The sequence below is a fragment of the Chromohalobacter sp. 11-W genome (genome assembly GCF_029889905.1).
Classification (GTDB): Bacteria; Pseudomonadota; Gammaproteobacteria; order Pseudomonadales; family Halomonadaceae; genus Chromohalobacter.
Genome location: NZ_JARANZ010000005.1, coordinates 1 through 26,126 on the forward strand (window position 1 = coordinate 1; position 26,126 = coordinate 26,126).

Consider the following 26,126-nt stretch of genomic DNA (forward strand, 5'->3'; position numbering starts at 1 on the left):
AAACGCCCACATGAATTACCTGATCGTTTGTTAAAGAGCGGCTCCGGGCTCGATATACAAGAGCGGAGCGGCTTGCGTTGGCCCGATGGGCCGCCTCGCAAGGAAGGCGTATTCTACCGAAAGCGCCGTGATTGTCAAGGCGTTAGCCGAGGAGACAATCGCTGATATCGGCCGACATGCGGGCGTTATCAGAGGCCTTTCGAGGTGCGGCGCATTTTACCGAAACCGGCGTCACTGTCAAGCGAGAAAGCACCCCCGAAGGTTTGAATTTCTCAAGCACGTCAGTCACTTGCGCTACCTCTCCACCGCTGGCCACGAGGTCCGTCGCCGGCAGCGGATGCGTACTTTACGGATCCGCCGTCGTGAACGCAAGGGGTTTTTGCTCAGATTACGAAGCGATCGACGAAACGATGTACGGGGGTGCTTTCCAGGCGCGCCTGATCCGCGCACAGCGCCAGAATGTCATCACAGTGGCGTGCCGGGAAGCGTGTCGCGAGGTTAGCGCTAAACTTCGCCTCTAGAAGGGGCATACCTTCTTCCCGGCGCCGACGATGGCCGATGGGGTATTCGACGGCCACTTGCTCGGTTTTGCTGCCATCCTTGAAGAACACCTGAATCGCGTTGGCGATGGAGCGTTTGTCGGCCTCAAGATACTCACGGCTGTAACGCGCGTCTTCAACCACTTCCATCTTGTCACGCAATTGATCGATGACCGGGTTCGCCGCATGGAAGGCATCTTCGTAGTGCTCGGCGACCAAGTGTCCGAAGATCAAAGGGACGGCCGTCATGTACTGAAGGCAATGGTCGCGGTCGGCAGGATTGGCCAGATGCCCTTGCTTGGAGATGATGCGAATCGCCGATTCATGGGTGGTGATCACCACCCTGTCGATGTCTCTCAGGCGGTCCTTGACCTGAGGATGCAGCGTCACGGCTGCCTCACAGGCGGTCTGGGCATGAAACTCTGCCGGAAAGCTGATTTTGAACAGCACGTTTTCCATGACATAGGAGCCGTAGTTCTGACTGACTCGAAATTGGCGATCTTCTTCCGGCTTGAGTTGCTGGTCCTTATTGGTCTTGGAGAACAGCACATCATAGAAGCCCCATTGCGGCGCACTCAGCACACCGGGAATGCCCATTTCGCCACGCATGGCGATATCCGCCAGGCGCACGCCGCGCGAGGTTGCATCGCCCGCCGCCCAGGACTTACGTGACCCGGCGTTCGGCGCATGCCGATAAGTTCGCAGGCTCTGGCCGTCGACGAAGGCATGTGACAGCGCGGCAAGCAACTGCTCTCGATCCGCCCCCATCAGCTTGGCGACCACTGCCGTCGAGGCGACCTTTACCAAGGCAACGTGATCGAGCCCTACCCGATTGAATGAGTTCTCGAGTGCCAGCACGCCCTGAATCTCATGGGCCATGACCATCGCCTCGAGTACGTCACGCATGGTCAACGGCGCTTCACCTTCGGCCACGCGCTTTTGCGACAAATGATCGGCAACCGCCAGGATTCCTCCCAGATTGTCTGAGGGATGCCCCCACTCCGCCGCCAGCCAGGTGTCGTTGTAATCCAACCAACGAATGATGGCGCCGATGTCCCAGGCCGCCTTGACCGGATCGAGACGTAGCTGGGTGCCCGGCACCCGCGCACCGTGCGGCACCACTGTTCCCTCGACCAACGGCCCTAGATGCTTGGTGCACTCGGGAAAACGCAGTGCCAACAAGCCGCACCCCAGCGTATCCATCAAGCAATAACGGGCGGTCTTCAGGGCCTCCTGACCGGTGACGCGATAGTCCAGCACGTAATCGGCGATCGCCTGTAGCTCGGGATCGTAGTCGGGGCGCTGGTTCTGTTCGACGTTGGCACTCATGTTGATTCCTTGAACTTGTTACTAGACCGGCTTGGCCGAGACGGCTAACGGTCTTGTGGGAGGGAACTTGTTCCCGATGGATCAAGCCGCTTAATCGCGAATAAATTCGCTCCCACGACCCCCGACATCAATGACGTCGCTCGATCGGCACCCACGCCTGTTTTTCCGGCCCGACATAGTCCGCGCTGGGCCGGATGATGCGGTTGTTTTCGCGCTGCTCGAACACATGGGCACACCAGCCAGTGAGGCGCGAGCACACGAAGATCGGGGTGAACAGTTTGGTGGGAACGCCCATGAAGTGGTAGGCGCTGGCATGGAAAAAGTCGGCGTTGCAGAAGAGTTTTTTCTCCCGCCACATCACCGCCTCGACACGCTCGGAGACGGGATAGAGGCGCGTATCGCCAACGTCGTCCGCGAGACGTTTCGACCACTGCTTGATGATGGCGTTACGCGGATCGGATTCGCGATAGATCGCATGTCCGAAGCCCATGACCTTTTCCTTGCGCGCGAGCATGCCCAACAGCTCGCGCTCGGCCTCTTCCGGCGTTTGCCAATCCTCGATCATGGCCATCGCCGCTTCGTTGGCGCCACCATGCAGCGGACCGCGTAGCGAGCCAATGGCGCCAGTCACGCAGGAATGAATATCCGAAAGCGTCGAGGCGCACACGCGAGCGGTAAACGTCGAGGCATTGAACTCATGCTCGGCGTACAGGATCAACGAAACGTTCATCACCCGCGCATGCAATTCAGAGGCCGGCTTACCATGCAGCAAGTGCAGGAAATGGCCACCCACCGAGTCATCGTCGGTTTCGGTATCGATGCGCACGCCGTCATGGCTGAAGCGATACCAGTAATTGATGATCGAGGGAAATGCCGCCAGCATCCGATCGCTTTTATCCTGCTGCTCGGCGAAGCCCTCCTCCGTCTCGAGATTGCCCAGCATCGACGCCCCGGTGCGCATCACATCCATCGGATGGGCCTCGGCGGGAATCTGTTCGAGCACAGCCTTCAGCGATGCGGGCAGGCCACGCAGCGATTTGAGTCGCGCCACGTAGGCCTCGAGCTCCGCCTGATTGGGCAATTTCCCCTTGAACAATAGATAGGCGACTTCCTCGAAGCGCGCATGCTCGGCGAGGTCGTGAATGTCATAGCCACGGTATGTCAGCCCCGAGCCTGACTGGCCAACGGTACATAACGCGGTGCTGCCCGCACTCATGCCGCGCAAGCCGGTACTGGTGGGCGTTTTATCCGCCATGGCGAGCCTCCTTGTGCCAGATCGTTATCGTTGTTGCCTCACGCTAGATAGTGCACAGCCATGCCGCCCGTTCACTTGTCTTCGTCAAACAGGGCATCCAGCTTGCGCTCGAAGGCGTGATAATCGAGAAACTCGTAAAGCTCATCGCGCGTTTGCATCTTGTCGAGGACATCGCGCTGATGCCCATTGTCGTGAATGCTGCGATACACCTCGAGTGCCGCAGCATTCATGGCGCGAAAGGCCGACAGCGGATACAGCACCATGCGGCAACCCACATCATGCAGCTCCTGCTGAGTAAACAACGGCGTGGCGCCGAACTCGGTGATATTGGCCAGGATCGGCGCATTGACGCGCGTGCAAAATGCGCGATAGTCCTCAAGGCTATGCACGGCCTCGGCGAAGATGGCATCGGCACCGGCCTCGAGACAGGCATTGGCGCGCTCGATAGCCGCTTCCAACCCTTCCTTCTGAAAGGCATCGGTACGCGCGATCAGATAAAAATCGTCATCCAGACGCGCATCGGCTGCCGCCTTGATGCGATCGACCATTTCCGATTGGGAAACGATCTCCTTGTTGGGCCGGTGTCCGCAGCGCTTCTGCGCGACCTGATCTTCCAGGTGCACCGCTGCCACGTCAGCGCGCTGCATTTCCTTGATGGTACGCTCTATATTGAACGCCCCACCCCATCCCGTATCGATATCGACCAGCAGCGGCGTATCTGAGGCCGCCGTAATACGCCGAGCGTCCTCGGCGACATCGTTCATCGTGGTCATACCCAGGTCGGGCAAGCCGAAGGACGCATTGGCCACGCCGCCCCCGGAGAGATAAATCGCCGGGTGCCCAACCTTTTCGGCCATGAGAGCCGTATAGGCGTTGATGGTACCGACGATCGGCAAGGGACGGTGCGCCTCGAGTGCCGCACGAAAACGCGCACCGGGAGTAGAATGGCTCATGACGTCGTATTCTCCTCGAAATGGGTATGGGACGACTGTTCATCGAGCGTCTCGGCATAGTGCTTGGCGACATTCTCGCGAGACGCACTGACGTGGCGACGCATCAAGAGTTCGGCCAGTTCCTCATCGCCCGCCTCGATGGCGTCGACGATACGGTGGTGCTCGACGAAAGCCCGCTGCGGGCGCGCGCCGCTGGCACTGAATTGCGTACGGTAAAGGCGCACCAGGTAATAAAGGTCGTCACACAGCATGGTCATCAGCATGCGATTGTGACTGCCTTGTACGATGCAGTAGTGGAAGTCCAGGTCGCCCTCGCGCTGAAAATAGGCCTCGTTGCGCTGCAGGTCCTCCTGTCGCTCGTGGACCGCCAGCACCTCGCGCAGCCCAGCGATTTCCGGCGCCGTCATGTGTCGCGCCGCCAGGCGCGCCGCCATGCTCTCCAGGGCTTCGCGCAGATCGAACAACTCCAGCAATTCACGCATGGAGAGTTTGACTACGCGTGCACCGACATGCGGGATACGCTCGATCAAGCGGTGGGCTTCCAGGCGACGCATCGCCTCGCGCAAAGGCCCGCGGGAGATGCCGTAAGCCTTGGCCAGGCCTGGCTCGGTGATCTTGGCACCGGGCGCCAGCTCACCCCGCACGATGGCGCTTTGCAGTTGGTGAAAGACGCGCTCGGCGAGTGTGCGCACTTCGGGAGCGTCGTCATGACCAGTCGCCGATTGCCAAGCATCATGAGAATCGGCGTTATGAGGTAAAGGAGGAAGCGTCATGTAATTGTCGACAATAAAGAATAAGCATTACTTTAGTAATCTACCCCAAAAGGGTCAACTGCCTGAAGCCCGGCGCCCCTACACCTTTCGCCGCATGGGCAGCACTTACCGGTGCCCATATTGTCGACAATCAATCATCTTCATCCTTAATTAAGCGAAGATGTTTCTTGCAACAGGCCGGCGAGCCGCCGGGGTTTTTGAAACGGCAGCGAATGGTCAGTGCCCGGCAGTTCGATGTAGCGCCAGTCGGAGCGTCGCTGCGCCAAGGTTGAGTGGTAGTCTTGCATGGCCGCGAGGCTCTTGCCTCCCACGACACTCGTCACATCCCGTTGCGCCTCGAGCAAGGCGTCGCGGTCGAGATGCCGGACGGCATCGGTCACGCAATCCAGCGCATTGGCGAATCCCAAGGGACGTTGCGCGAGGCGCCGTATCATCATGCGCTCGGCCCGTGGGTTGCGCGAGCGATGTGGCGCGATCAAATCCAGAAAGGCGACGACACCCGCTTCCGGCGTCGACGCCTCGCGAATGGCACGCGCCGCCTCGGCATAGCCATCGCGCACGCGTACCATTGTCGCGCGGTCTTCGCGCTCCAGAAGTGCCGGCTCGAGCAACATCATACGCCCGATGCGGGTACCCAAGCGCTGCTTGAGACGCATCGCCACCAGCCCACCAAACGAATAGCCAATGACATCGCAGTGCTCGATATCCTGGGCCTCGAGCACGGCTTCGACATCGTCGACGACTTCATCCAGCGAGAAAGGCCGCTCACGGCCATCTACCGCACGCGTCGCTCCCATGCCCCGCAAGTCGGGCATCAGGAACGTCCGCCAGGCATCGAGATACGTCACCATCGGTCCCCAGGTCAGCTCGGCCGCTACCCCTGCCCCATGCAGCATGACCACATTGCCCGCGCCCTCGCGACGCTCGAGACGACGCCAATGGCACTGCTGATCCGGGCGCGCCAGTGTGCCTTGCCGCATCTCGCCTTCGTCCAGCGACGTTGTCATATTCGTCATCCTCTATGTGCCACGCCTCTGGGGCGTTGAATGGCCGTCATTATCCGCACACGCTCATGGGCGGACAAATCCGGCTAGCTTCCCTAAAATGAGTCGCCCGCGACAGGATGCTGCACCGATGCCGACACTCGAATTGACGCCCCTGCCCTATCATGGCGATCCGCTGGCACGCTTCGAGCGCCTGCGCCGTCGCCCCGATGCCGTGCTGCTGGATAGCGGCTTCCCGGCGGCTCCCGGCGGACGTTACGACATTATCGCTAGCGACCCCATCGCATGGCTGGAAGTGAACCGAGACGGCCAGGTCACCAGTAACGTCGCGCATCTTCCCGACGATCCGCTCGCCGCTCAGCGTGCCTTGCTCGAGCGTCTTCCCTCCACCGACGTGACGAGTGAACTGCCGTTTCTGGGCGGTTTGATCGGCTACTGGAGCTACGATTTCGGACGCCATTTGGAGGCTTTCTCAGGCCATGCTTGCGAGGCGGTCACGCTGCCCCACAGCCGTGTCGGCCTCTACGACTGGGCCCTCATCCACGATCATCACGCCCGCCAAGCCTGGCTCGTGGCCACGCCGGCGCGCCGCGCCCAGGTGTTGGAATGGCTACAAGCAGCGCCATCACCAGCCTCGACGTTTCAACTGCTTGCCCCCTTTCGAGGTGAACTCGACCGCGCCGCCTACGGCGAGCGCTTCCGTGCCGTGCAGCATTACATCCGCAGCGGCGACTGTTACCAAATCAACCTGGCCCAGCGTTTCAGCACTCACTACCAAGGCGATTTATGGCACGCCTATCGGCGGCTGCGCCAAGCCACGCCGACGCCTTATGGCGCCTATCTCGCCTGGGACGACAAGGGCATTCTATCGCTGTCGCCGGAGCGCTTTCTCGAAGTCGTCGAGGGACGCGTGGAAACGCGCCCCATCAAGGGCACTCGGCCGCGCGGCAGCACCTCCATAGAGGATCGGCGCTACGCCCGCGAGCTGCGTGACAGCCTCAAGGATAGCGCCGAAAACGTCATGATCGTCGACTTACTGCGCAATGACCTGGGGCGCGTCTGTCAGCCGGGAAGCGTACGCGTCCCACAGTTATGCGGCCTGGAGAGCTATGCCAACGTCCATCACCTGGTCAGCGTGGTCACCGGCGAACTCGACGCGACACGGCATGCGCTGGATCTGCTGGGAGCGGCGTTCCCCGGTGGCTCGATCACCGGCGCGCCCAAGGTCCGTGCCATGCAGCTCATCGACAATCTCGAACCCAGTCGCCGCAGCGTGTATTGCGGGAGCATCGGCTACGTCGATACGCGCGGGCGAATGGATACCTCCATCGCCATCCGCACCGCCGTGGCGGATGCCGGCCAGCTCCACCTGTGGGGCGGCGGTGGCCTGGTCGCCGACTCCGACGAGGAGGCCGAATACCAGGAAACACTCGCCAAGATCTCGCGCCTTATGGAAGCGCTCGGCACCGATGGACCCCATGAGCGCGACGAATCGCGTATCCTGAGCGAATGACAACCGCAATGCCTGAGTCCTCCCCTGCCGACAGCGTCTCCCGGTATCGCACGCGGCGGCGGCGCCAGCGTCGTCTCATCGTCGGTGTTGCCTTGCTAACACTCGCCATGGTCATCGTCGACATCGCCACCGGTCCGGGTCACTACCCATTGCGCGATGTGCTCATGACCCTCGTCGCACCAAGTAGCGCTTCGGACGCGCTGCGCGTCATCGTGTGGGGCATTCGTCTGCCGGTGGCCTTGATGGCCATAGTCGTCGGGGTAAGCCTGGCGCTCGCCGGCGCTGAGATGCAGACCATCCTCAACAATCCCCTCGCCGATCCGTTCACGCTGGGCATTTCCTCGGCGGCGAGTGTCGGCGCAGCGCTCGCCATCACCCTTGGCGTTGGCATCGTCCCCTTCGCCGATACATTACTGGTCACCGGCAATGCCTTCCTGCTGGCCCTGGCCGCATCGCTGGTCATCTGGGGGGTGAGTCGTCTGCGCGGCGTCAGCGTGCAGACCCTGGTGCTGATGGGCATCGCCATCATGTTCTTCTTCAACGCCATGCTCGGTTTGATGCAGTACGTCGCCTCCGCCGAGGCCTTGCAGCAACTGGTGTTCTGGTCACTGGGCAGTCTCGGCAAGGCCAGTTGGGGCAAGGTCGGCCTGGCGACACTCGCGCTTTGCGTGACGCTGCCAGTATTTCTCCATGCCGGCTGGCGACTCACCGCGCTGCGCCTAGGCGATCTTCACGCCCAGGCCATGGGCATCAATGTCGGGCGCTTACGACTGCGTATCCTGCTGTGCTGCTCGCTTTTGGCCGCCACCGCCGTAGCCTTCGTGGGGACGATCGGTTTCGTCGGCCTGGTGGGCCCGCATATCGCGCGTTTGCTGGTTGGCGAGGATCAGCGTGTCTTTCTGCCCATGTCCGCCCTCAGCGGGGCACTGATCATGTCCGCCACCTCGATCCTCTCGAAAACCCTGGTGCCCGGCATTCTGCTGCCGATTGGTTTACTCACCGCACTCATCGGGTTGCCGTTTTTCGTCTCGCTGATCCTGCGCAGCCGTAAGGAGATATGGGGATGACACTCAGACTCGAACGTCTCGATTGCCGTTTGGGAGGCACGCCCGTCCTCGAGGGCATCGCCGGTCTGCAGGCACGTCCCGGCGAGGTCACCGCCCTGATCGGCCCCAATGGCGCCGGGAAATCGACACTGCTCAAGGCCATCGCTGGCCTCCAGCGTGCCGACGGCTCGCTCATATTGAATGACCAGGAATTGATAACGCTATCGCTCGAACGACGTGCCCGATACCTCTATTACTTGCCGCAAGAGCTCGGCTCACGCGCCGTGCTCAGCGTGTTCGAAGCGGTCTTGCTGGCACGCCGCACCTGCATTCACGAAGCGCATGAATGCGCGCTACGTAAGGTGCAGGAGACACTTCAGGCTTTGGAGCTGGAGCCACTGGCCGAGCGCGACTTGAGCCAGCTCTCGGGCGGTCAACGACAACGGGTCGCCATCGCGCAAGCCGTGACGCGTGAGCCGTCGCTGCTACTGCTCGACGAACCGACCAGCGCGCTGGACCTTCATCATCAATTGCAAGTGCTCGACTGGCTGACTCGCCTCGCGGCGCAGCGCCACATCATCGTCGTCATCGCCATTCATGACCTTAGCCTGGCGGCGCGCTTCGCCCATCATGTATGGATGCTCAAGGCAGGCCGCGTCGCTGCCAGCGGCACTCCCAGCGACGTCCTAACCCATGCGCGCCTGCGCGATGTCTATGCCATCGAGGCGCACATCGAATGGCCGGACGACGAGCCGCCGCGTATCACGCCCCTCACAGCGATTCACTCCCTAGGCAATGTTCATGCAGATAGGTTCTAACAAGACAAGCACTGCCTTCGTTAAAGGCATATAAGCTTCGAACCAATCGATATTGGGGGATCGTTTCGGCGGTTTGCTAGGGTATGGCCATTCGTCGAAGTCGGCAGACTTCACGCCACCTTCCACAGGAGCTCATCATGTCGCTCGATATCGATGCCATCAATCGCGATCTTGGCCACGACCCGGAGGCCCTGGTGCGCTGGGCACTCTCGCTCGATGGCAAGGCAATCTGCACGACCAACTTCCGGCCTTTCGAGGCAGTGATCCTGCATATGATCACGCAGGTGCAGCCGAACATTCCCGTGGTCTGGATGGACTCAGGCTATAACACCGAGGCCACTTATCGCTTCGCAGAAGAGATCAGCCGTCAGTTGGACCTCAACTTGACGATCTATCATCCGCGCCGCTCACGCGCGCATCGCGATGCCGTCGAGGGTGAGTTTCCGACCATCGACGATCCGCGCCACGCGGCGTTCACTGAGGAAGTCAAGCTAGAGCCATTCCAGCGGGCGCTGCGCGAGGCCGCGCCGCGTGTATGGCTCACCGCACTGCGCGCCGAAGACACCGCCGAACGTGCCCAGATGCAGCCGGTATCAATCAATCAGGATGGCTTGATCAAGGTCGCGCCCGTACTGCACTGGAGCGCCAAGGATATGTATCAGTACCTGCAGAAGCACGATCTGCCCAACAACTTCGATTACTTCGACCCGACCAAGGTGGAAGACAAGCGCGAGTGCGGGCTGCACCTTCAGCACTAGGCGCCGAAACCCAGCATCCGCCGAACCGATGACACGACGCCTGCCATGCCGATGCCGCCTTTATGGGGCATCGGCATTCTCGTATTGCCAGGCCGTTCTCAGCGCACCGGCAGTTGGATGCCCTCGAACAACACCTGCTCGTGACGTGGCCCCGCCGCCAGCGCGGCTTCGATACTGTCTCGATCGAGATGGGGGGCAAAGCGATTGACGAAGTCGAACATGAAACCGCGCATGAAGGTGCCACGACGAATACCGATCTTGGTCGTCGAGCTCTCGAACAGGTGGCTGGCATCGAGCGCTACCAAGTCGCGATCGACGACAGGGTCGACCGCCATGTGTGCGACGATACCCACGCCGAGCCCCAGGCGAACGTAGGTCTTTATGACATCGGCATCGGCAGCGGTGAGTACCACGTTGGGCGTCAGATCATGTGCCTTGAAGGCATCGTCGAGCTGCGAACGGCCGGTAAAGCCGAACAGGTAGGTCACCAGCGGATACTCGGCCAGGGCTTCGAGCGTCAGTGTTTCCACCGACGCCAAAGGGTGGTCTTGTGGAACCAGCACGCAGCGGTTCCAGCGATAGCATGGCAACAGCACCAGGTCGGTAAAAAGCTCCAGCGACTCGGTGCAGATCGCGAAATCGGCCTGCCCTTCGCTGACCATCTGGGCGATCTGCTTGGGTGTCCCCTGCTGCATGTGCAGGGCGACATCGGGATACTTCTGCCGAAATTCATGAATGACCGGCGGCAAGGCATAACGCGCTTGGGTATGGGTAGTGGCGATCGATAGGCTACCGCGCCGCTCGTCACTGTGCTCTTGCGAAACGTGCTTGATATTGTCGACGGTGCGCAGCACCTTGCCGGCCAGCTCGATGATCGCCTCGCCGGCCGGTGTCACACGGGTTAGATGCTTGCCGCTACGCGCGAAGATTTCCACCCCCAGCTCATCCTCCAGCAAGCGTATCTGCTTGGAAATGCCCGGCTGAGAAGTAAACAGACTCTGCGCGGTAGCGGAGACATTGAGGTTGTGCCGGGCAACTTCCCAGATATAGCGCAGTTGCTGGAGTTTCATGAGCGATGCCTCCCGACCTGGCAATCTTTTATGGCATAAAATTTAAATTTGTGATTACTTTAAAGCATATGGTGCGAGAGTAGAAGAGCGTCGACACCCTGGCAATACCGCACCGTGGTGGTGCGTGGAAAAGCGCCGACATGATAGGCTGATGCTATTGTCACCATACCGATGGGGCATTTGCCAGGGCCATGGTCAGCGGCTACCATCGCCTCATCTACGCTCGCAAAAGCGCAACGGAATACTGGAGAGATTCGTAATGGCTAATAATGTCGATGTCACCTCCGCTAACTTCGAGCAGGAAGTCGTCAACGCCGAACAGCCCGTACTGCTCAAGTTCTGGGCGCCGTGGTGCGGCCCTTGCAAGATGATGGCCCCTGTAGTCGATGAAGTCGCCGATGAGAAAGCCGGTGGTCTCAAGGTCGTCAGCATTAACGTCGACGACGCACCGGAAATCGCCGCCGAGCAAGGCGTGCGCGGTGTTCCGACTGTGATGATGTTCAAGTCCGGCGCCAAGGTGGCTTCCTTGGTCGGCGCACAGTCCAAGTCGCAGCTGACACAGTTCATCGATCAGAACGCCTGATCGTCACGGCGTTAAGCCGTCGAAGGATGCTGACAATCGCCCCGCTCATGCGGGGCGATTGTCGTTACGGGGGACGTCGAGGCTTAGACTACTCGGGAGGCGGTTCCGGGGATCTCATCTCGGCACGCCGGCGCCGCGCGCGTTCGGAAGGGCTCAGTAATTTCGCTAACCAACGCGTTTCGGGATGACTATCCAGCGCAATCTTGAGCGTCATGGTCAACGGCACCGACAGCAACATGCCCACTGGCCCGAAGATCCATCCCCATACCACCAGCGACAAGAACGCCACCAACGTGGAAAGTCCCATCGTGCGTCCCATGACCCGGGGCTCGATGATATTTCCCATGAGGAAATTGATCGCCAGATAGGCACCCGCCAGCAGCATCGCCTTGAAGGGGCCACCTTCCGGCATCGCCAAGGTCAAGAGCACGGCAGGCACGGCCGCCAAGGCCGAGCCGATATTGGGAATGTAGTTGAGACAGAACGCCAAGGTTCCCCACAACAGCGCGAAGTCGACTCCGATCACCATGCACGTGCCCCACACCAGCACACCGGTCACCAAACTGATCACCGTCTTGATGGCTAGGTAGCGCTTGAGATTGCGACTGAACTCGGTGAAACGCTTTAGGCTCGGCGCCGGGTTGAGCAACGCTTGCGAGACCTTGTTGCGGAAATCCAATGTCTCGAACAGCATGAAGATCACCAACAGCATGATCACAACGCTCTGCGAGAGCAGGTTACCCACACTGCCAAGGAAAACGGGAACCCAGTCGGTCGCCCGGGAGGCATCGAAAAGCTCGGAGACACCCTTGGGATCAATGGATATCCCCTGCCCCGCCAGCCATCGCAGCACGGTCAGATAGTGCTCTTGCAGCTGGTCCTGAAGCTTGGGCAAGGCGTCCATGAAGGTCGTGAAACTGTTGCCGAGAAGTGCACCCAACAAGGTCATCAACACGCCGAGTATCAGCAACGTGGCCAATACCGAAAGCCGCATGCCCAAGCCGCGCTCATGCAGCCAATGCACCGGTGATGTGCAGATCACGGCGATGAACAGTGATAGCAGTATGGGAATCAGCAAGTCGGCGCCTGCCTGCATGCCGCCAACGATGATCACCAAAGACGCCAGGGTCAGCATCAAGTTGAGAGGTAGGTTCTGTGAACCGGGGTCGTGTCCGGGGGGCATGGGGCGTTCGCATCCTTGACGAAACCAAGGCCCTATTCTGCCTGGCAGGGGTTACTTGCACAAACGCCACTCCCCGCCACGAGAGACTAAAAGGCGGACCCGACACGCTCCGGTCCGCCACGCATCATTCAGTTGCGCAAGCTCAAGGCCCGATCAAATGTCGAAACCGTGCCCAAAGTCCTCAGCCTGCATGGCCATCAACGTCTCACCACCGGCGCGTATCATCTCGGCATGCGCGCGGGTACGCGGCAACAGACGCTGGAAATAGAAGCGAGCGGTATCGAGCTTGGCACGGTAAAACGCCGCGTCGTCGGGGTTACCGGCCAGGGACTGATGCGCCGCCTGTGCCGCGCGGGCCCAGAAGAACGCCAGAGTGACATAGCCGGCATACATCAGATAATCGACACTCGCGGCGCCCACTTCCTCACGGTCCTGCATGGCCTTCATGCCGACCGCCATGGTCAGATCACCCCACTCTGCGTTGAGCTTCGCCAAGGGGGTGACGAACTCCGCCATGGCGTCATCGCCCTCGTGAGCCTGACAGAACTTGTGGATCTGCTTGGTGAAGGGCTTGAGTGCTTCCCCTTGACTCATCAACACCTTACGCCCCAATAGATCCAGTGCCTGGATACCTGTGGTGCCTTCGTAAAGCCGCGTGATGCGGGCATCGCGCACATACTGTTCCATGCCCCATTCGCGGATGTAGCCGTGCCCCCCAAAGACTTGCACGCCCTCATTGGTGGCCTCGAAACCTACCTCGGTCAAGAATGCCTTGACGATGGGCGTCAGCAATCCCAATTCGGTTTCAGCCGCTTCGCGCTCGGCGGCGTCGGTCGCGCATTCCACGCGATCCGCTAGTTGCGCGGCATGCAGCACCAGCATGCGACCACCCTCGGCAAACGCCTTCTGGGTCAACAACATGCGGCGCACATCGGGATGCGAGATGATGGGATCGGCTGGCTTGTCCGCTTCCCGCGTGCCGGACAATGCACGCATCTGTAGGCGATCGCGGGCGTAGGCCAAGGCATTCTGAAAGCTTACCTCTATCAGCCCCAGTCCCTGGATGCCAACACCGATACGCGCCACGTTCATCATGGTGAACATGCAGGCCAGCCCCTTATGGGGTTTGCCGACGAGATATCCGCGCGCACCATCGAAGTTCATCACGCAAGTAGCGTTGCCGTGAATGCCCATCTTGTGCTCCAGGGCGCCGCAACTCACGGCATTGCGTTCACCGACTTCGCCCTCGGTATCGGGCAGGTACTTGGGCACCACGAATAGGGAGATCCCCTTGGTACCCTCCGGTGCGTCGGGCAGTTTGGCCAGAACCAGGTGCACGATGTTCTCGGCCAGGTCGTGCTCGCCCGCGGAGATGAATATCTTGGTCCCGGTGATGAGATAACCACCCGCCTCGTCGGGACGCGCTCGGGTCTTGATCAGGCCCAGGTCGGTGCCGCATTGCGGCTCGGTCAGGCACATGGAGCCCGTCCAGGTGCCGTCATTGAGCTTGGTCAGATACTGCGCCTTCTGCTCGTCGCTACCATGATGACGAAGCGCATCGGCGGCGCCCTGGGAAAGCCCTGGGTACATGCCCCACGCCAAATTGGTCGAACACACCATCTCCGAGAGCATCATGCCGAGTGACGTCGGCAATCCTTGACCGTGATACGCCGTATCGCCTGATAGACTCGGCCAGCCGCCTGCCACGTACTGGGCATAGGCCTCTTTGAATCCCGCAGGCGTCAGCACCTCGCCACCTTCGAGTCGACAGCCCTGCTCGTCGCCGGTCTGGTTGAGCGGCAGTAACACCTCGCGTGTAAAGCGTGCGCCCTCTTCCAAGATCGCACTCACCACATCCGGGGTGATCTCTTCGGCCTGGGGCAACTGAGCATAATGACGCGGATAGTCGAGAACCTCGTCCATCACGAAACGAAAATCGCGTAGCGGCGCCTGGTAACTGGGCATCTTGAAGCTCCTGAACGGTACGGGGCAGGTGTCCCGAGGACATCAAACATGCGTTTGAAATTAAGCGCCGACAATGACCAAGTCAAGCGTTCGTTTGAATCTTATGGGATGACATTGGTAGCAAGCTCAGGCAGCTCCCAATGGCGCCGTGGCCAGTTGCCATGCCACTAATAGCAGTATGACGCAGATGCCGCCCTCAATGATCTGCCAAGCACGCGGGTTGGCCAGACGCGGTGCCAACCAGCTCGCGCCCCCCACGAGCCCGAAGAACCATCCCAACGAAGCCATGGCCGCGCCACCCACGAAGGCTTCGGGCACGGCTTGTTGGGCGCCGATGGCGCCGAGCATGATCACCGTATCCAGATACACATGCGGATTGAGCAGGGTCACGGCCAGCGTTGCCATCAACACACCCCACAGGCGAGGTCGTGTCTCACCGCCGGCCTTTAGCGAGGAAGGACGACGCACACGACGCCAGGCCTGCCACGCCTGCCAACATAAGAACGCTACTCCGCCCCAGCGCGCTACTTGCATGAGCACCGAATGCGACGTTAGCAAAGCCCCCAGCCCTAGCACGCCCGCACCGATTAGCATCAGATCGCACAATGCACAGACGGTCGCCACCCACCAGGGGTATTCATGCGTTAGCCCGCGTTGAAGTACGAACGCATTCTGCGCGCCGATGGCAATGATCAACCCCGCCCCCACGAACAGACCATTGAGCCAAGAACCCCACATATCCGTCCCCTCTTTTCACCCGGGATACATTGATAAGTGACGCAGAATACGCTTGACTACAAGAATAAGTTAAATTAATTCAAGGAATGGGTGATAACGTTTACTGATGCTTGATTACAAACTGCTCGAAGCACTGGCCGTCGTGGTCGACCAAGGAGGATTCGAACGCGGGGCGCATTATCTGGGGCTCACTCAGTCGGCTGTCTCGCAACGCATCAAATTGTTGGAAGCGCGCCTCGGCCAACCGGTGCTAGTACGCACGCCCAAGCTTGCTCCGACACCGCTGGGTCGGCGGCTTCTCAATCACGTGCAACAGGTTCGGCTGCTCGAGCATGACCTGCTCGACCAGATCCCGGCATTGGGAGAGCGCGAGCAACGCCTGCGCCTGGCCATCAATGCCGACAGCCTGGCCACCTGGTGGTCGCCGACCACCGGCGACTTCTGCCGACGCCAAGGCGTTTTATTGGACTTGATCGTCGAGGATCAGGATGTCGCGCTCAAGCGCATGCGCGATGGCGAGGTCGCTGGCTGCATCTGCGCCACGCCGCGCCCCGTTCAAGGGGCCCGCGCGCACGCCCTGGGCAGCATGCGCTACCGTGCCATCGCCAGCCCCGGCTACGTGTCACGCCATTTCAGCGAAGGGCTGACGCACGATGCCTTGCGCAAGGCGCCGGCCATCGTATTCGGGCCTGATGATCGCCTTCAGCATCGTTACCTGGAGATGCGAGGCTATAAGGAATCATTTCCACACCATCTATGCCCGTCCTCGGAAGGCTTCGTGCATCTGGCCCTGGCCGGTATGGGCTACGGATTGATTCCCGAACGACAGGTGGAACGCGAACGACGTGAGGGGCGTCTGGTCGACCTCGACGCGAACAGCTACATCGATGTGCCGCTGTACTGGCATCATTGGCGCCACGGTGGCGACACATTGGACGCCTTGACCACTCATTTGCTCGCTATGAGCAGCGCTTGGCTCATGCCGCCCTCACCGCAGTCTCAACCCCTACTCTAGACGGCCTAATGGTCGCAATCAGGGCGACTGTAGGTGCCGCTCGACGCTGGCGACCTTGTCATCCATGTGCTGCTCGCGATCTGTGCGCGTGCCCATCTTCAGCGTCGTGGTAATGCGTGGCGCGCCCATTTCGTGCACGCGCTGATGGCACGCCTTGACCACCGCCATGACGTCGTCCCACGGGCCCTCGATGTTGGTGCCGTAGGCATGCATGCGGTACTCAAGCCCCGAGGCCTCGATAACGCGCTGACAGGCCGCGACGTGCTCCCCCACCGAAACGCCCACGCCCAACGGCACGACGCATAGATCGACGATGACATGCATAGCACTTCCTCCTCGTCTTGACGCTCGCCTCGGTAACTCTCGGCAAGCCTGCTCTGAAACGCAAAACGCCAGGCCACGTGGGCCTGGCGCATCAGTAGACGGCGCCGATCAACCGCCTTCGCGGATGACGTCGGCCCCGTCGGGAATCTCGAATTCGAAACGCGAGTCCGAAATGTCGTCGTTGACGTCGATGTCATCGAAGTTGATCGCGGTACGCTGTCCGGTGCTGTCTTCCATCTGCAACCCCTCCAGGCGATCATCCTCGAAGGTAAGCTCGAGGCTCTCGAACAACGTGTCGGGCGACTTGGGTATGAGCGTGAAGGTTTCGATGCCGGATTCTTGGCGGCTCGTTACCTCATAGTTTTCGGTCAATGCCTCGGCGCTTCCCGAAAGCAACAATGCTGGCGTATGTGTCACCCGCGTATCGAGCGGGCGAACACTGACCTGTTGCAGATCGGGGTCGTAGAGGTACACCTTGTCACCGTCGGAGACCACGACCTGCTGATACGGCGCGTCGACTTCCCAGTGGAACTTGCCGGGACGGGACAACCACATATGGCCTTCGACCTTCTGCAGGCGCTGGCCGCTACCATCGAGGATCTGCTGTTCGAAATCCGCCGAATAGCTGTCCAGCGGCTCCAACAAGTTCGTCAAACGTTCCACACCATCCGCTTGCGCCATACTCGGAAACGCCAATGCCGCGCCCAGGGCCAAGGCCAGCTTGAATGTTTTCATTACCACTCCTTGTTTCCTCATCCTGCGTTACACGGTGTGACGCCACCTCGGACGAAAAAGTTGCAACGCCCGAGGCAACGTTCACCGTCTTTGCACTTTTTACTGGCCTCTAGGAGCGCTTGTGCGCTCAATGATCGGCGGCAGGTGGCGATGCCAGCACTTCGCGGGACCCATTGGTACCCATCGACGACACGACACCCGCCGACTCCATGGCCTCGACCAGGCGTGCGGCCCGGTTGTAGCCGATCTTGAAACGACGCTGCACCGCCGAGATCGAAGCGCGACGTGACTCAGTGACGAACTGCACGGCTTCATCGTAGAGCGCGTCCCGCTCGGGATCGTTGCTTTCAGCACCTTCCGACTCGAGCCCCGTCAAGGCATCCGCCGAGACACCTCCCGAGAGGATCTCATCGACGTATTCAGGCTCGCCGCGCCGCTTCCAGTCCTCAACGATACGATGCACTTCATCGTCGTCGACGAAGGCGCCGTGCACACGCGTCGGCATGCCGGCACCAGCGGGCAGATACAGCATGTCGCCGTGGCCGAGCAAGTTCTCTGCTCCGCCCTGATCGAGAATGGTGCGCGAATCGACCTTGGAGGACACCTGAAACGCCATGCGCGTCGGAATATTCGCCTTGATGAGACCCGTGACCACGTCGACCGAAGGACGCTGAGTGGCAAGGATCAAATGGATCCCTGCGGCGCGGGCCTTTTGCGCCAAGCGTGCGATCAACTCTTCGACCTTCTTGCCGACGATCATGAACATGTCGGCAAATTCATCGATCACGACCACGATGTATGGCAACTTCTCGAGTACCGGGGGTTGCTGATGCATCTCCCACGGCTGAGGCTCCCATAGCGGATCGGCAACCTGGGCGCCATGCCGTTCGGCCTCGTCGAGCTTGGCGTTGAAGCCGGCCAGGTTGCGCACGCCCATCGCCGCCATCAGCTTGTAGCGTCGCTCCATCTCGGCCACACACCAGCGCAATGCGTTGGCGGCTTCCTTCATGTCGGTGACTACCGGCGCCAGCAGATGCGGAATGCCGTCGTAGACCGACAGTTCCAGCATCTTGGGATCGACCATGATCATGCGTACTTCATCCGGCGTCGCCTTGAGCAACATCGAGATGAGCATGGCATTGACGCCCACCGACTTGCCCGACCCCGTGGTCCCGGCCACCAGCAGGTGTGGCATCTTATTGAGATTGGTGACCACGGGATTACCACCGATATCCTGCCCCAGTCCCATAGTGACCGGCGAATCGGCCTGCTGGTAGACATCCGAGTCCAGTACTTCGCGCAGCCGAATCATGGCGCGGTTAGGGTTGGGGATTTCGATCCCTACCGTGGGACGCCCAGGGATGATCTCCACCACGCGTACGCTCTTGACCATCAGCGAACGCGCCAAGTCCTTCGATAGATTGCTGATCTTGGAGACTTTGACCCCAGCGGCGGGCTTGATCTCGAAACGGGTGATGACCGGGCCCGGCCAGGTGTCGACGACCTCTGCCTTGACACCATACTCACGCAGCCGCGTTTCCAGCAGCTCGGCCATGTCCGCCAACTGCTCATCGGTATAGTTGGGTTTTTGCTCACCGGTCGGCGTCAACAGCCGCAACGTGGGCAACGCCCCCTCGGGCTCGGTCGATGGCACGGTCTCGGGACGCTGATTCTGCAGATGCTCCACCGTCCACAATGCCGGAGCCTCATCATCGCCTTCCGGCTCGCTCGCCGACGGCTCGGCCGTGCGCACGTCGGGCGCTTCCCCGGGGGCGCTTTCTACCTGGCCACGCGGCGCTGACCGTGACATATCCTCCGAAGGCGCATCCGGCACCTCGGGCTCGGGCGGCGCCGAGGCCGGTGCCGATGAGCGTGCTTCCGGGGCTTCGTCGTCCCAGCTGATGCGGGGGCGTGGCGGCTCCGACGGCGCCTCGGGCGCGGGTTCCGGCGACGTGGCATCCTCGGACGCCGTCGTCGAAGCGTCATCCGGCTCGCGTGCTGACGTGGCGGGGGGCGCCGTTCCGACGTCATCATCGTCGCGGCGGGCCTGGATGCCCCAATCACCGAGCGGAACGTCGTCATCGTCGTCAGCGGTCAGCGGCTCCGGGATGGGTTCAGGAACACGCCGTCGGGTAACATCGGCGCGCATCGAGGCCGCAGAGCTCGTATCCGCTTGGGACGGCGTCTGAGACGACACGTCAGGCTCATCGGAGGCATGCGCCGTGGGGCGAGATTCCTCGCTCTCGCCACGCGCGTTGCGAGCCCGGTCATGCGACGCTGAGGCAGTGGCCGCGTGGTGCTGTGGCGCGTCAGAGTTGGTGGAGCCGCTTCGCTCGTCATCGGCTCGTTGGCGGGCCGTATAGGCAGCATCCGGGCGCTTGGCGGAGGGCGTGTGCTCGGGAACATCCCAGGGGATATCGGTCTTGCCATCATTGCGCCACGCCGAGGTTCCAAGCGTGGGCTCGGTAGTCTCGAAAGAGGGTTCCACACGACGTTCGCTAGCAGTCGCATATGATGGCGCCGCGGCCGCACTCGCCAATTGCGGGGCCCGCCGTGACGCCCGCCAGCGCTGCCACCATGAGGGGCGTTTTCCCTCATTCGCCGGCGCCTCATCCTCCTCCAATGCCGCATCGGCCTCGGCGGCATCCATGTCGTCCTCGTCGTAGGCATCACGTCGCTGGGCTGAACGCTGCCGACTACCGCGCCACTTGGCGATGCTCCACGCCAGCAGGCGATACATGCCACGCCCCAGTTCATCCATGACCGCCAGCCAGGTCATGCCGGTGAACAGGGTAAAGCCGCACATGAAAGCGACCAGTGATACCAGTGTGGTGCCTTGCACATTGAGCAGCGGCTGTAACGCACCGACCAGCCCTTCGCCGAGAATACCGCCCGCCGCGTAAGGCAGCTCGCTATCGGGATGATAGAAATGCAGCGCCCCCAGGGTAGTCGTGCTCAGCAGCAGCAGTACCAGACCACTGGTACGTACCGAAAGCGCCGTCGGGTCCCAAGCGATATTCACTTCCCGCGCACGCAGCATCCGCCAGGCCGCGAAGCCGAACATGCCCGGCCACCACAGGGCACTGGCACCGAACAGCGAATACAGCACATCCGACAGCCACGCCCCGGCGGGGCCCATCCAGTTATTGATCGTTTGATTGGGGCCACTGTGTGACCAGCCCGGGTCGCCAGGCACATAACTGAAAAGCGACAACAGGAGAAAGACACAGATAGCCAGCAGCACGATGGCCGCGCCTTCGCGCGTCACCCCCTGCAAATGCATCACGACCCGACGTGCCTGCTCCTTGGCGTGGGACGCCGTTTGTCCGCGCTCGTTGCGTTTTCCATTGACACTCAAGTGGCCATCCCCCTTGCGCCACGTATGGCGATACCTAATGTTGCCGACACTGCCCGACGCGTGCCGTCCCTGTCTTTCACGTGCGAGAGAACGGCTCGCATCTCATCCGATGGGCTTTTCTGGTTTGCCATCATACCCACCCCATGCGCTGCGTCACAGGGGAAAAGCCATACCTCTCGTTGTCGCGGAAGGGCGACGCCACGCGGCCGGGAGGCGAAGCGGGTAGTTATCGATGCCGCACCTGGCGTACGCTGAAGCTCCCTCTTGGACGATATCAGCAGAGACGCGTACCCATGTTGCCTTGGCTACCTCCCCACCGGGTCGGCTTCCCGCCCGTCGAACAAGCATTACGCGAGCCCGACGGATTGCTTGCCGCCGGCGGCGGGCTGTCGCCGGACTGGCTGCGCTGCGCCTATCGACGCGGCATATTCCCATGGTTCGCACCGGGTGAACCCATCCTGTGGTGGAGCCCCGACCCGCGCCTGGTGTTGTTTCCCGACGAGATCCACGTGCGCCGCAGCCTCGCCAAGCGCCTACGCAACGCGGGCTTCACGGTGACCTTCGACCACGCTTTCAGCGCTGTCATCGACGCCTGCACCACGCCTCGCGAAGACTATGCAGGCACCTGGATTACCCCAGAGATGCGCCATGCCTACTGCCGTTTACATGCCGAAGGCGTTGCCCATTCAGTGGAGGTATGGCGCGGTGGTGAACTGGTCGGCGGGCTCTACGGCATCGGCCTGGGCGGCGTGTTCTTCGGCGAATCGATGTTCAGTCGCGTCGCCGATGCTTCGAAAGTGGCGCTGGTGCATCTTGCCCGGTATCTGGCGGCACACGGCGGACGACTGATCGATTGCCAGGTGCATACGCCTCATCTGGCCAGTCTTGGCGCACGCAGCATCGCCCGCTCAACGTTCATCGACTATCTTGACCAATATGTGGAGGGCCACGGATCACCGATGCTGTGGTCTTCTGCTACGCCCGATCATTTCCCAGTCGAAGAGCCGAAGCCAACGTGAGCAGCAACACGCCATCCCAACTCACGCGAGATCTGCGTTTCTTCCTCACGGTCCCGCATGGATGCAGCTATCTACCGGACCGTGAGGCGACTACGCTATTTCTGGATCCTCAGGAACAGCCCGGTCAAGGCGTCTACGACGCGCTGTCGTTGCTGGGCTTTCGGCGCAGCGGCCGACATCTCTATCGCCCACACTGCGAGGGGTGCCGGGCTTGTATTTCGGTACGTATCCCGGTGCAAGACTTCGCGGCCTCTCGCACGCAGCGCAAGCTGATGTCACGCAATGCCGACCTCGAAACACGCATACGGCCGGCGGCTTTTCACGAAGAACATTATGCGCTTTACGCACGCTACATTCGCACCCGCCACGCCGATGGCGACATGTTCCCGCCCAGCCACGAGCAATACCGCACCTTCCTGACCCTGGATCACCCCTACGCACGCTTGATCGAATTTCGTCTGGAAGGCCAACTGCTCGCGGTCGCGGCGACGGATCTGCTGAGCCATGGCGTGTCGGCCATTTACACCTTCTTCGACCCGGGACTGGAATTCGAGCGCCGCTCTCTCGGCACCTACTCGATCCTCCATCAGATAGAGCTGGCACGCCGGCTCGAGCTCCCCCACGTCTACCTCGGCTACTGGATTCGTCAGTGCCGCAAGATGCGCTACAAACAGGATTTTCAGCCTCTAGAATACCTCGATGGCCGATATTGGCGGCGTCGAATCCCCCTAGCCGACACGCCCTTATCATGACGCTAGCGCAACATCATGCACATGATTTTTGCCTTAACCCTCGGCATGCGGCAGAATATCGGGCTATCTTCAAAACCGATGCTGGCCACGGTCGGTAATTAGCGCTGGCAACGGCCGCAAACCGTGGCGCACTTTCGAAGAAGCTTTCAACGCAATACGAGGAAACGCCTAATATGGCACGTGAAGACCATATTGAAATGGAAGGTGTCGTGGTCGATACCCTTCCCAACACCATGTTCCGAGTCGAACTGGAAAACGGCCACGTCGTGACGGCCCATATCTCCGGCAAGATGCGCAAGAACTACATCCGCATATTGACCGGCGACAAGGTCAAGGTCGAGCTGACTCCGTACGATCTTTCCAAGGGTCGCATCGTCTACCGCGCCCGCTGAGCCACCACCACGGCGCACTCGCGCTGTCGGCTTGCTACTGCGCCCACGAAAAACGCCCCGTCATGACGACAGGGCGTGAAGCGTGCGGCGTTACGGCGTGAGTTGAGGAGTCGCTCAGGCCACGGCCGCCTCCGTCTCCATGTGTAGCTCGCCTTCCTCGAGGGTGACATACACTACGCCACCGTGCTCGGCGAGATCGCCGAACAGAATCATCTCGGCAAGCGGCTTCTTGAGCTTCTCCTGGATGACACGTGCCATGGGGCGCGCCCCCATTTCCGGATCGTAACCCTCCTCGGCCAGCCAGGCTCGTGCCGATTCGTCGACATCCAGTTGCACGCGTTTCTCGTCGAGTTGCGCCTGTAGCTCGACCAGGAACTTGTCGACCACATTGCGCACCACCGAAGGTGCCAGGCCGTGGAATTGGATGATGCCATCCAGGCGATTGCGGAACTCGGGCGAGAAGGTCTTGCGCAGCACCTCCATGCCGTCCGTGGAATGATCCTGGGTCTGGAAACCGATGGAGCGACGCGCGATCTGCTCGGCCCCGGCATTCGAGGTCATGATCACGATCACGTGGCGGAAATCGGCCTCACGACCGTTATTGTCCGTCAGGCGGCCATGGTCCATGACCTGCAGCAGCAGGTTGAAGACCTCGGGGTGTGCCTTCTCGATCTCGTCGAGCAACAGCACGCAATGTGGCTGCTTGGTGATCGCCTCGGTCAGCAAGCCACCTTGGTCGTATCCCACATAGCCAGGAGGCGCGCCGATCAGACGCGACACCGTGTGGCGTTCCATGTACTCGGACATGTCGAAGCGCACCAGCTCGATGCCCATCAACTGCGACAGCTGGCGCGCCACTTCGGTCTTGCCGACCCCGGTCGGCCCCGAGAACAGGAAGCTGCCCACCGGCTTGTCGGGCGATTTAAGGCCCGCTCGCGATAGCTTGATCGCCGCCGAGAGGCTGGTAATGGCTTCATCCTGGCCGAATACCAACATCTTGAGATCGCGCTCGAGATTCGACAGCAGCGTACGGTCCGAGCTGGAGACGCTCTTCGGCGGAATCCGCGCGATGGACGCCACCACCGCCTCGACCTGATCGACATCGATGGTCGAGACGCGCATTTCCGGCGGCAACAACCGCTGATGCGCCCCTGCCTCGTCGATCACATCGATGGCTTTGTCCGGCAGGAAGCGATCGTTGATGTAGCGATCCGCCAGACGTACCGCGCTGTCCAGCGCGCCATCGGTGTACTTGAGCGCGTGATGCTCTTCGAAGCGTCCACGCAGCCCCTTGAGGATACGGATGGTGTCGTCCACCGTCGGCTCGGGCACGTCGACTTTCTGGAAGCGCCGTGCCAGGGCACGATCCTTTTCGAAGATGCCACGGTATTCCTGGAAGGTGGTCGAGCCGATGCAGCGCAACTCGCCCGAGGACAACAACGGCTTGAGCAGGTTGGAGGCATCCATGACGCCGCCCGATGCTGCGCCGGCACCGATCACGGTATGAATCTCGTCGATGAACAAGATCGAGTTAGGCTGTTTGCGCAACTCGGCCAGCAGCCCCTTGAGCCGCTTCTCGAAGTCACCTCGGTACTTGGTGCCGGCCAGCAAGGTCCCCATGTCCAGTGAATAAACGACACCATCGCTGATGACATCGGGGACATCTTCCTCGACGATCCGCTTGGCCAGGCCTTCGGCAATGGCGGTCTTGCCGACACCTGCCTCGCCCACCAGCAGCGGGTTGTTCTTGCGCCGCCGCGCAAGGATCTGAATCACGCGCTCAAGCTCATGGTCGCGACCGATCAACGGATCGATCTTGCCAAGGCGCGCCTGTTCGTTGAGGTTGGTGGCATAGCCCGTCAGCGGATGGGGGCTACCCTCCGACACGCCCTCCTCGGCCTCTTCACTTTCATGCGAAGAGGGAGACTGGCCATGTCCGGCAACCTTGGAAATGCCATGCGCGATGTAATTAACCGCATCAACGCGCGCAACATTCTGTTGTTTGAGGAAGTAAACGGCCTGGCTTTCCTGCTCTGAGAAGATCGCGACCAGGACGTTGGCCCCCGTGACTTCCGATTTCCCCGAGGATTGCACATGGAAGACGGCACGCTGCAGTACGCGCTGGAAGCCCAGCGTGGGCTGCGTTTCACGATCTTCCTGATCGTCGGGGATCAAAGGGGTGGTGGAATTGATGAAGTCCTGCAGATCGGCGCGCAGTTTTTCGAGATTGGCGCCGCAGGCTCGCAACACATCGGCCGCGGAGGCATTGTCCAACAACGCCAGCAGCAGGTGTTCCACGGTCATGAACTCATGGCGCTTGGAGCGCGCCACGGTGAAGGCCGTGTTCAGGGTGAGTTCAAGTTCTTTGCTCAACATGGCAATCCCCTTTTAGCCGCCTATGGCGTCTGTCGGCACTTTCACAATCGGGCACAAACAGAGGTTATGCAAGTGCTACCTTGGACCACGATTTAACGCAGCAGTGCCGTCTCAGTCCGCCTCGTCGATATCGCACAGTAACGGATGCTGGCATTCGCGTGCGTACTCGTTGACTTGATGACATTTGGTTTCCGCGATATCACGGGTGAAGATGCCACATGTCGCTTTGCCATGGGTATGCACGACAAGCATGATCTGCACGGCTTTCTCCCGCTCCAACGCAAAGAAGGTTTGCAACACCTCGACGACGAACTCCATGGGAGTGAAGTCATCATTGTGCAGCACGACCTTGTACATCGGCGGTTTGGCCAGCTCCGGGTCCGCCGACTGGACCGATACGTCGCCCTCCGGGTCTTCGTGGGGATCCTCACCGGGCGGTCGCGTCATGCCAAGGGTGACCGCCGCGTCAGGCGCTCGAGATGCGAATGGGCTTTCTAATTCAAACATAGATGGAAATGTCCGTAAGTGCGCGCCGGATAGGCAAGACGAAGCGCCCAAGGGCCAACACCGCCGCCTATCTCCGGTTTCTTCAATGTGCGGCCGGCTGGGCGTGGATGCAAGGTAGGCG

The 26,126-nt window shown here is 60.9% G+C and carries 23 protein-coding genes; 9 read left to right on the forward strand and 14 right to left on the reverse strand.

Annotated features, from left to right (window positions below; genetic code table 11):
- Window positions 1–383: 383 nt before the first annotated feature.
- The 5 genes from prpD to OP494_RS08185 all read right to left on the reverse strand — a co-directional run bounded on the left by prpD (window position 384) and on the right by OP494_RS08185 (window position 5,856).
- Window positions 384–1,868: a 2-methylcitrate dehydratase gene (prpD, locus tag OP494_RS08165; protein ID WP_280540253.1), complete on the reverse strand. Its 1,485-nt coding sequence runs from the start codon at window positions 1,866–1,868 to the stop codon at window positions 384–386.
- A 127-nt stretch (window positions 1,869–1,995) separates the two neighbouring features.
- Entirely contained in the window at window positions 1,996–3,123 is a 1,128-nt protein-coding gene (prpC, locus tag OP494_RS08170; RefSeq protein WP_280540254.1) for a 2-methylcitrate synthase, read from the reverse strand.
- A gap of 71 nt (window positions 3,124–3,194) precedes the next feature.
- Window positions 3,195–4,076, reverse strand: a complete 882-nt coding sequence (prpB, locus tag OP494_RS08175; protein ID WP_280540255.1) for a methylisocitrate lyase — start codon at window positions 4,074–4,076, stop codon at window positions 3,195–3,197.
- Window positions 4,073–4,849, reverse strand: coding sequence for a GntR family transcriptional regulator (locus OP494_RS08180; RefSeq protein ID WP_280540256.1), 777 nt, complete (start codon window positions 4,847–4,849; stop codon window positions 4,073–4,075). The genes prpB and OP494_RS08180 overlap by 4 nt, the downstream gene beginning before the upstream one ends.
- Window positions 4,850–4,995: 146 nt before the next feature.
- The gene (locus tag OP494_RS08185; protein WP_280540257.1) at window positions 4,996–5,856 is read right to left on the reverse strand and encodes an alpha/beta hydrolase; all 861 of its coding nucleotides are present in this window, start codon (window positions 5,854–5,856) and stop codon (window positions 4,996–4,998) included.
- Between the two features lie 127 nt (window positions 5,857–5,983).
- On the opposite strand from OP494_RS08185, the gene pabB reads away from it, so the two are divergent.
- The 4 genes from pabB (at window position 5,984) to OP494_RS08205 (ending at window position 9,988) form a co-directional block, all read left to right on the forward strand.
- The gene (gene pabB / locus OP494_RS08190) at window positions 5,984–7,366 is read left to right on the forward strand and encodes an aminodeoxychorismate synthase component I (protein WP_280540258.1); all 1,383 of its coding nucleotides are present in this window, start codon (window positions 5,984–5,986) and stop codon (window positions 7,364–7,366) included.
- Between the two features lie 8 nt (window positions 7,367–7,374).
- Window positions 7,375–8,433, forward strand: a complete 1,059-nt coding sequence (locus OP494_RS08195; protein WP_280540259.1) for an iron ABC transporter permease — start codon at window positions 7,375–7,377, stop codon at window positions 8,431–8,433.
- Window positions 8,430–9,230 (forward strand): ABC transporter ATP-binding protein, encoded by an 801-nt coding sequence (locus tag OP494_RS08200; protein ID WP_280540260.1) that lies wholly within the window; start codon window positions 8,430–8,432, stop codon window positions 9,228–9,230. The genes OP494_RS08195 and OP494_RS08200 overlap by 4 nt, the downstream gene beginning before the upstream one ends.
- A gap of 137 nt (window positions 9,231–9,367) precedes the next feature.
- Window positions 9,368–9,988, forward strand: a complete 621-nt coding sequence (locus OP494_RS08205) for a phosphoadenosine phosphosulfate reductase family protein (RefSeq protein ID WP_280540261.1) — start codon at window positions 9,368–9,370, stop codon at window positions 9,986–9,988.
- Window positions 9,989–10,086: 98 nt separating this feature from the next.
- On the opposite strand, the gene cysB is transcribed toward OP494_RS08205, so the two are convergent.
- On the reverse strand, window positions 10,087–11,058 hold the full coding sequence (gene cysB, locus OP494_RS08210; protein ID WP_280540262.1) for an HTH-type transcriptional regulator CysB: 972 nt from the start codon (window positions 11,056–11,058) through the stop codon (window positions 10,087–10,089).
- Window positions 11,059–11,317: 259 nt separating this feature from the next.
- Between cysB and trxA the strand changes: the two genes are divergently transcribed.
- Complete coding sequence (trxA, locus tag OP494_RS08215; protein ID WP_075369080.1) at window positions 11,318–11,641, forward strand: thioredoxin; 324 nt, start codon at window positions 11,318–11,320, stop codon at window positions 11,639–11,641.
- A gap of 88 nt (window positions 11,642–11,729) precedes the next feature.
- Here trxA and OP494_RS08220 read toward each other — a convergent pair whose 3' ends face one another.
- The 3 genes from OP494_RS08220 to OP494_RS08230 all read right to left on the reverse strand — a co-directional run bounded on the left by OP494_RS08220 (window position 11,730) and on the right by OP494_RS08230 (window position 15,527).
- A complete protein-coding gene (locus OP494_RS08220; protein WP_280540263.1) occupies window positions 11,730–12,824 on the reverse strand; it encodes an AI-2E family transporter in 1,095 nt (364 codons plus the stop codon).
- A 153-nt stretch (window positions 12,825–12,977) separates the two neighbouring features.
- Window positions 12,978–14,789 (reverse strand): acyl-CoA dehydrogenase C-terminal domain-containing protein, encoded by a 1,812-nt coding sequence (locus OP494_RS08225; RefSeq protein WP_280540264.1) that lies wholly within the window; start codon window positions 14,787–14,789, stop codon window positions 12,978–12,980.
- A gap of 126 nt (window positions 14,790–14,915) precedes the next feature.
- Window positions 14,916–15,527 carry a LysE/ArgO family amino acid transporter gene (locus OP494_RS08230; protein WP_247620656.1) on the reverse strand — a complete coding sequence of 204 codons (612 nt, stop codon included), beginning with the start codon at window positions 15,525–15,527 and terminating at the stop codon, window positions 14,916–14,918.
- Window positions 15,528–15,633: 106 nt separating this feature from the next.
- Here OP494_RS08230 and OP494_RS08235 point away from each other — a divergent pair, with 106 nt between their 5' ends.
- Window positions 15,634–16,542, forward strand: coding sequence for a LysR family transcriptional regulator ArgP (locus OP494_RS08235; protein ID WP_280540265.1), 909 nt, complete (start codon window positions 15,634–15,636; stop codon window positions 16,540–16,542).
- Window positions 16,543–16,560: 18 nt separating this feature from the next.
- On the opposite strand, the gene OP494_RS08240 is transcribed toward OP494_RS08235, so the two are convergent.
- The 3 genes from OP494_RS08240 to OP494_RS08250 all read right to left on the reverse strand — a co-directional run bounded on the left by OP494_RS08240 (window position 16,561) and on the right by OP494_RS08250 (window position 20,884).
- A complete protein-coding gene (locus tag OP494_RS08240; protein WP_097024111.1) occupies window positions 16,561–16,866 on the reverse strand; it encodes an MTH1187 family thiamine-binding protein in 306 nt (101 codons plus the stop codon).
- 108 nt (window positions 16,867–16,974) lie between these two features.
- Complete coding sequence (gene lolA / locus OP494_RS08245; protein WP_247620654.1) at window positions 16,975–17,601, reverse strand: outer membrane lipoprotein chaperone LolA; 627 nt, start codon at window positions 17,599–17,601, stop codon at window positions 16,975–16,977.
- Window positions 17,602–17,728: 127 nt separating this feature from the next.
- Window positions 17,729–20,884 carry a DNA translocase FtsK 4TM domain-containing protein gene (locus OP494_RS08250; RefSeq protein ID WP_280540508.1) on the reverse strand — a complete coding sequence of 1,052 codons (3,156 nt, stop codon included), beginning with the start codon at window positions 20,882–20,884 and terminating at the stop codon, window positions 17,729–17,731.
- 368 nt (window positions 20,885–21,252) lie between these two features.
- Between OP494_RS08250 and aat the strand changes: the two genes are divergently transcribed.
- From aat to infA, 3 genes are all read left to right on the forward strand, one after another.
- Window positions 21,253–21,978 carry a leucyl/phenylalanyl-tRNA--protein transferase gene (gene aat, locus OP494_RS08255; RefSeq protein WP_280540266.1) on the forward strand — a complete coding sequence of 242 codons (726 nt, stop codon included), beginning with the start codon at window positions 21,253–21,255 and terminating at the stop codon, window positions 21,976–21,978.
- The gene (locus tag OP494_RS08260) at window positions 21,975–22,730 is read left to right on the forward strand and encodes an arginyltransferase (protein WP_280540267.1); all 756 of its coding nucleotides are present in this window, start codon (window positions 21,975–21,977) and stop codon (window positions 22,728–22,730) included. The genes aat and OP494_RS08260 overlap by 4 nt, the downstream gene beginning before the upstream one ends.
- A gap of 173 nt (window positions 22,731–22,903) precedes the next feature.
- A complete protein-coding gene (gene infA / locus OP494_RS08265) occupies window positions 22,904–23,122 on the forward strand; it encodes a translation initiation factor IF-1 (protein ID WP_011507732.1) in 219 nt (72 codons plus the stop codon).
- A gap of 114 nt (window positions 23,123–23,236) precedes the next feature.
- Here infA and clpA read toward each other — a convergent pair whose 3' ends face one another.
- Together clpA and clpS are read right to left on the reverse strand one after the other, a co-directional pair.
- Entirely contained in the window at window positions 23,237–25,498 is a 2,262-nt protein-coding gene (gene clpA / locus OP494_RS08270; RefSeq protein WP_075369070.1) for an ATP-dependent Clp protease ATP-binding subunit ClpA, read from the reverse strand.
- Between the two features lie 111 nt (window positions 25,499–25,609).
- Window positions 25,610–25,945 (reverse strand): ATP-dependent Clp protease adapter ClpS, encoded by a 336-nt coding sequence (gene clpS / locus OP494_RS08275; RefSeq protein ID WP_245798073.1) that lies wholly within the window; start codon window positions 25,943–25,945, stop codon window positions 25,610–25,612.
- Window positions 25,946–26,126: the final 181 nt, after the last annotated feature.

What these genes read in the sequence shown, in the direction of transcription:
- prpD (WP_280540253.1), bottom strand. Translation starts at nt 1,868, where the DNA reads ATGAGTGCCAACGTCGAACAGAACCAGCGCCCCGACTACGATCCCGAG.
- prpC (WP_280540254.1), bottom strand. Translation starts at nt 3,123, where the DNA reads ATGGCGGATAAAACGCCCACCAGTACCGGCTTGCGCGGCATGAGTGCG.
- prpB (WP_280540255.1), bottom strand. Translation starts at nt 4,076, where the DNA reads ATGAGCCATTCTACTCCCGGTGCGCGTTTTCGTGCGGCACTCGAGGCG.
- OP494_RS08180 (WP_280540256.1), bottom strand. Translation starts at nt 4,849, where the DNA reads ATGACGCTTCCTCCTTTACCTCATAACGCCGATTCTCATGATGCTTGG.
- OP494_RS08185 (WP_280540257.1), bottom strand. Translation starts at nt 5,856, where the DNA reads ATGACAACGTCGCTGGACGAAGGCGAGATGCGGCAAGGCACACTGGCG.
- pabB (WP_280540258.1), top strand. Translation starts at nt 5,984, where the DNA reads ATGCCGACACTCGAATTGACGCCCCTGCCCTATCATGGCGATCCGCTG.
- OP494_RS08195 (WP_280540259.1), top strand. Translation starts at nt 7,375, where the DNA reads ATGCCTGAGTCCTCCCCTGCCGACAGCGTCTCCCGGTATCGCACGCGG.
- OP494_RS08200 (WP_280540260.1), top strand. Translation starts at nt 8,430, where the DNA reads ATGACACTCAGACTCGAACGTCTCGATTGCCGTTTGGGAGGCACGCCC.
- OP494_RS08205 (WP_280540261.1), top strand. Translation starts at nt 9,368, where the DNA reads ATGTCGCTCGATATCGATGCCATCAATCGCGATCTTGGCCACGACCCG.
- cysB (WP_280540262.1), bottom strand. Translation starts at nt 11,058, where the DNA reads ATGAAACTCCAGCAACTGCGCTATATCTGGGAAGTTGCCCGGCACAAC.
- trxA (WP_075369080.1), top strand. Translation starts at nt 11,318, where the DNA reads ATGGCTAATAATGTCGATGTCACCTCCGCTAACTTCGAGCAGGAAGTC.
- OP494_RS08220 (WP_280540263.1), bottom strand. Translation starts at nt 12,824, where the DNA reads ATGCCCCCCGGACACGACCCCGGTTCACAGAACCTACCTCTCAACTTG.
- OP494_RS08225 (WP_280540264.1), bottom strand. Translation starts at nt 14,789, where the DNA reads ATGCCCAGTTACCAGGCGCCGCTACGCGATTTTCGTTTCGTGATGGAC.
- OP494_RS08230 (WP_247620656.1), bottom strand. Translation starts at nt 15,527, where the DNA reads ATGTGGGGTTCTTGGCTCAATGGTCTGTTCGTGGGGGCGGGGTTGATC.
- OP494_RS08235 (WP_280540265.1), top strand. Translation starts at nt 15,634, where the DNA reads ATGCTTGATTACAAACTGCTCGAAGCACTGGCCGTCGTGGTCGACCAA.
- OP494_RS08240 (WP_097024111.1), bottom strand. Translation starts at nt 16,866, where the DNA reads ATGCATGTCATCGTCGATCTATGCGTCGTGCCGTTGGGCGTGGGCGTT.
- lolA (WP_247620654.1), bottom strand. Translation starts at nt 17,601, where the DNA reads ATGAAAACATTCAAGCTGGCCTTGGCCCTGGGCGCGGCATTGGCGTTT.
- OP494_RS08250 (WP_280540508.1), bottom strand. Translation starts at nt 20,884, where the DNA reads ATGCATTTGCAGGGGGTGACGCGCGAAGGCGCGGCCATCGTGCTGCTG.
- aat (WP_280540266.1), top strand. Translation starts at nt 21,253, where the DNA reads ATGTTGCCTTGGCTACCTCCCCACCGGGTCGGCTTCCCGCCCGTCGAA.
- infA (WP_011507732.1), top strand. Translation starts at nt 22,904, where the DNA reads ATGGCACGTGAAGACCATATTGAAATGGAAGGTGTCGTGGTCGATACC.
- clpA (WP_075369070.1), bottom strand. Translation starts at nt 25,498, where the DNA reads ATGTTGAGCAAAGAACTTGAACTCACCCTGAACACGGCCTTCACCGTG.
- clpS (WP_245798073.1), bottom strand. Translation starts at nt 25,945, where the DNA reads ATGACGCGACCGCCCGGTGAGGATCCCCACGAAGACCCGGAGGGCGAC.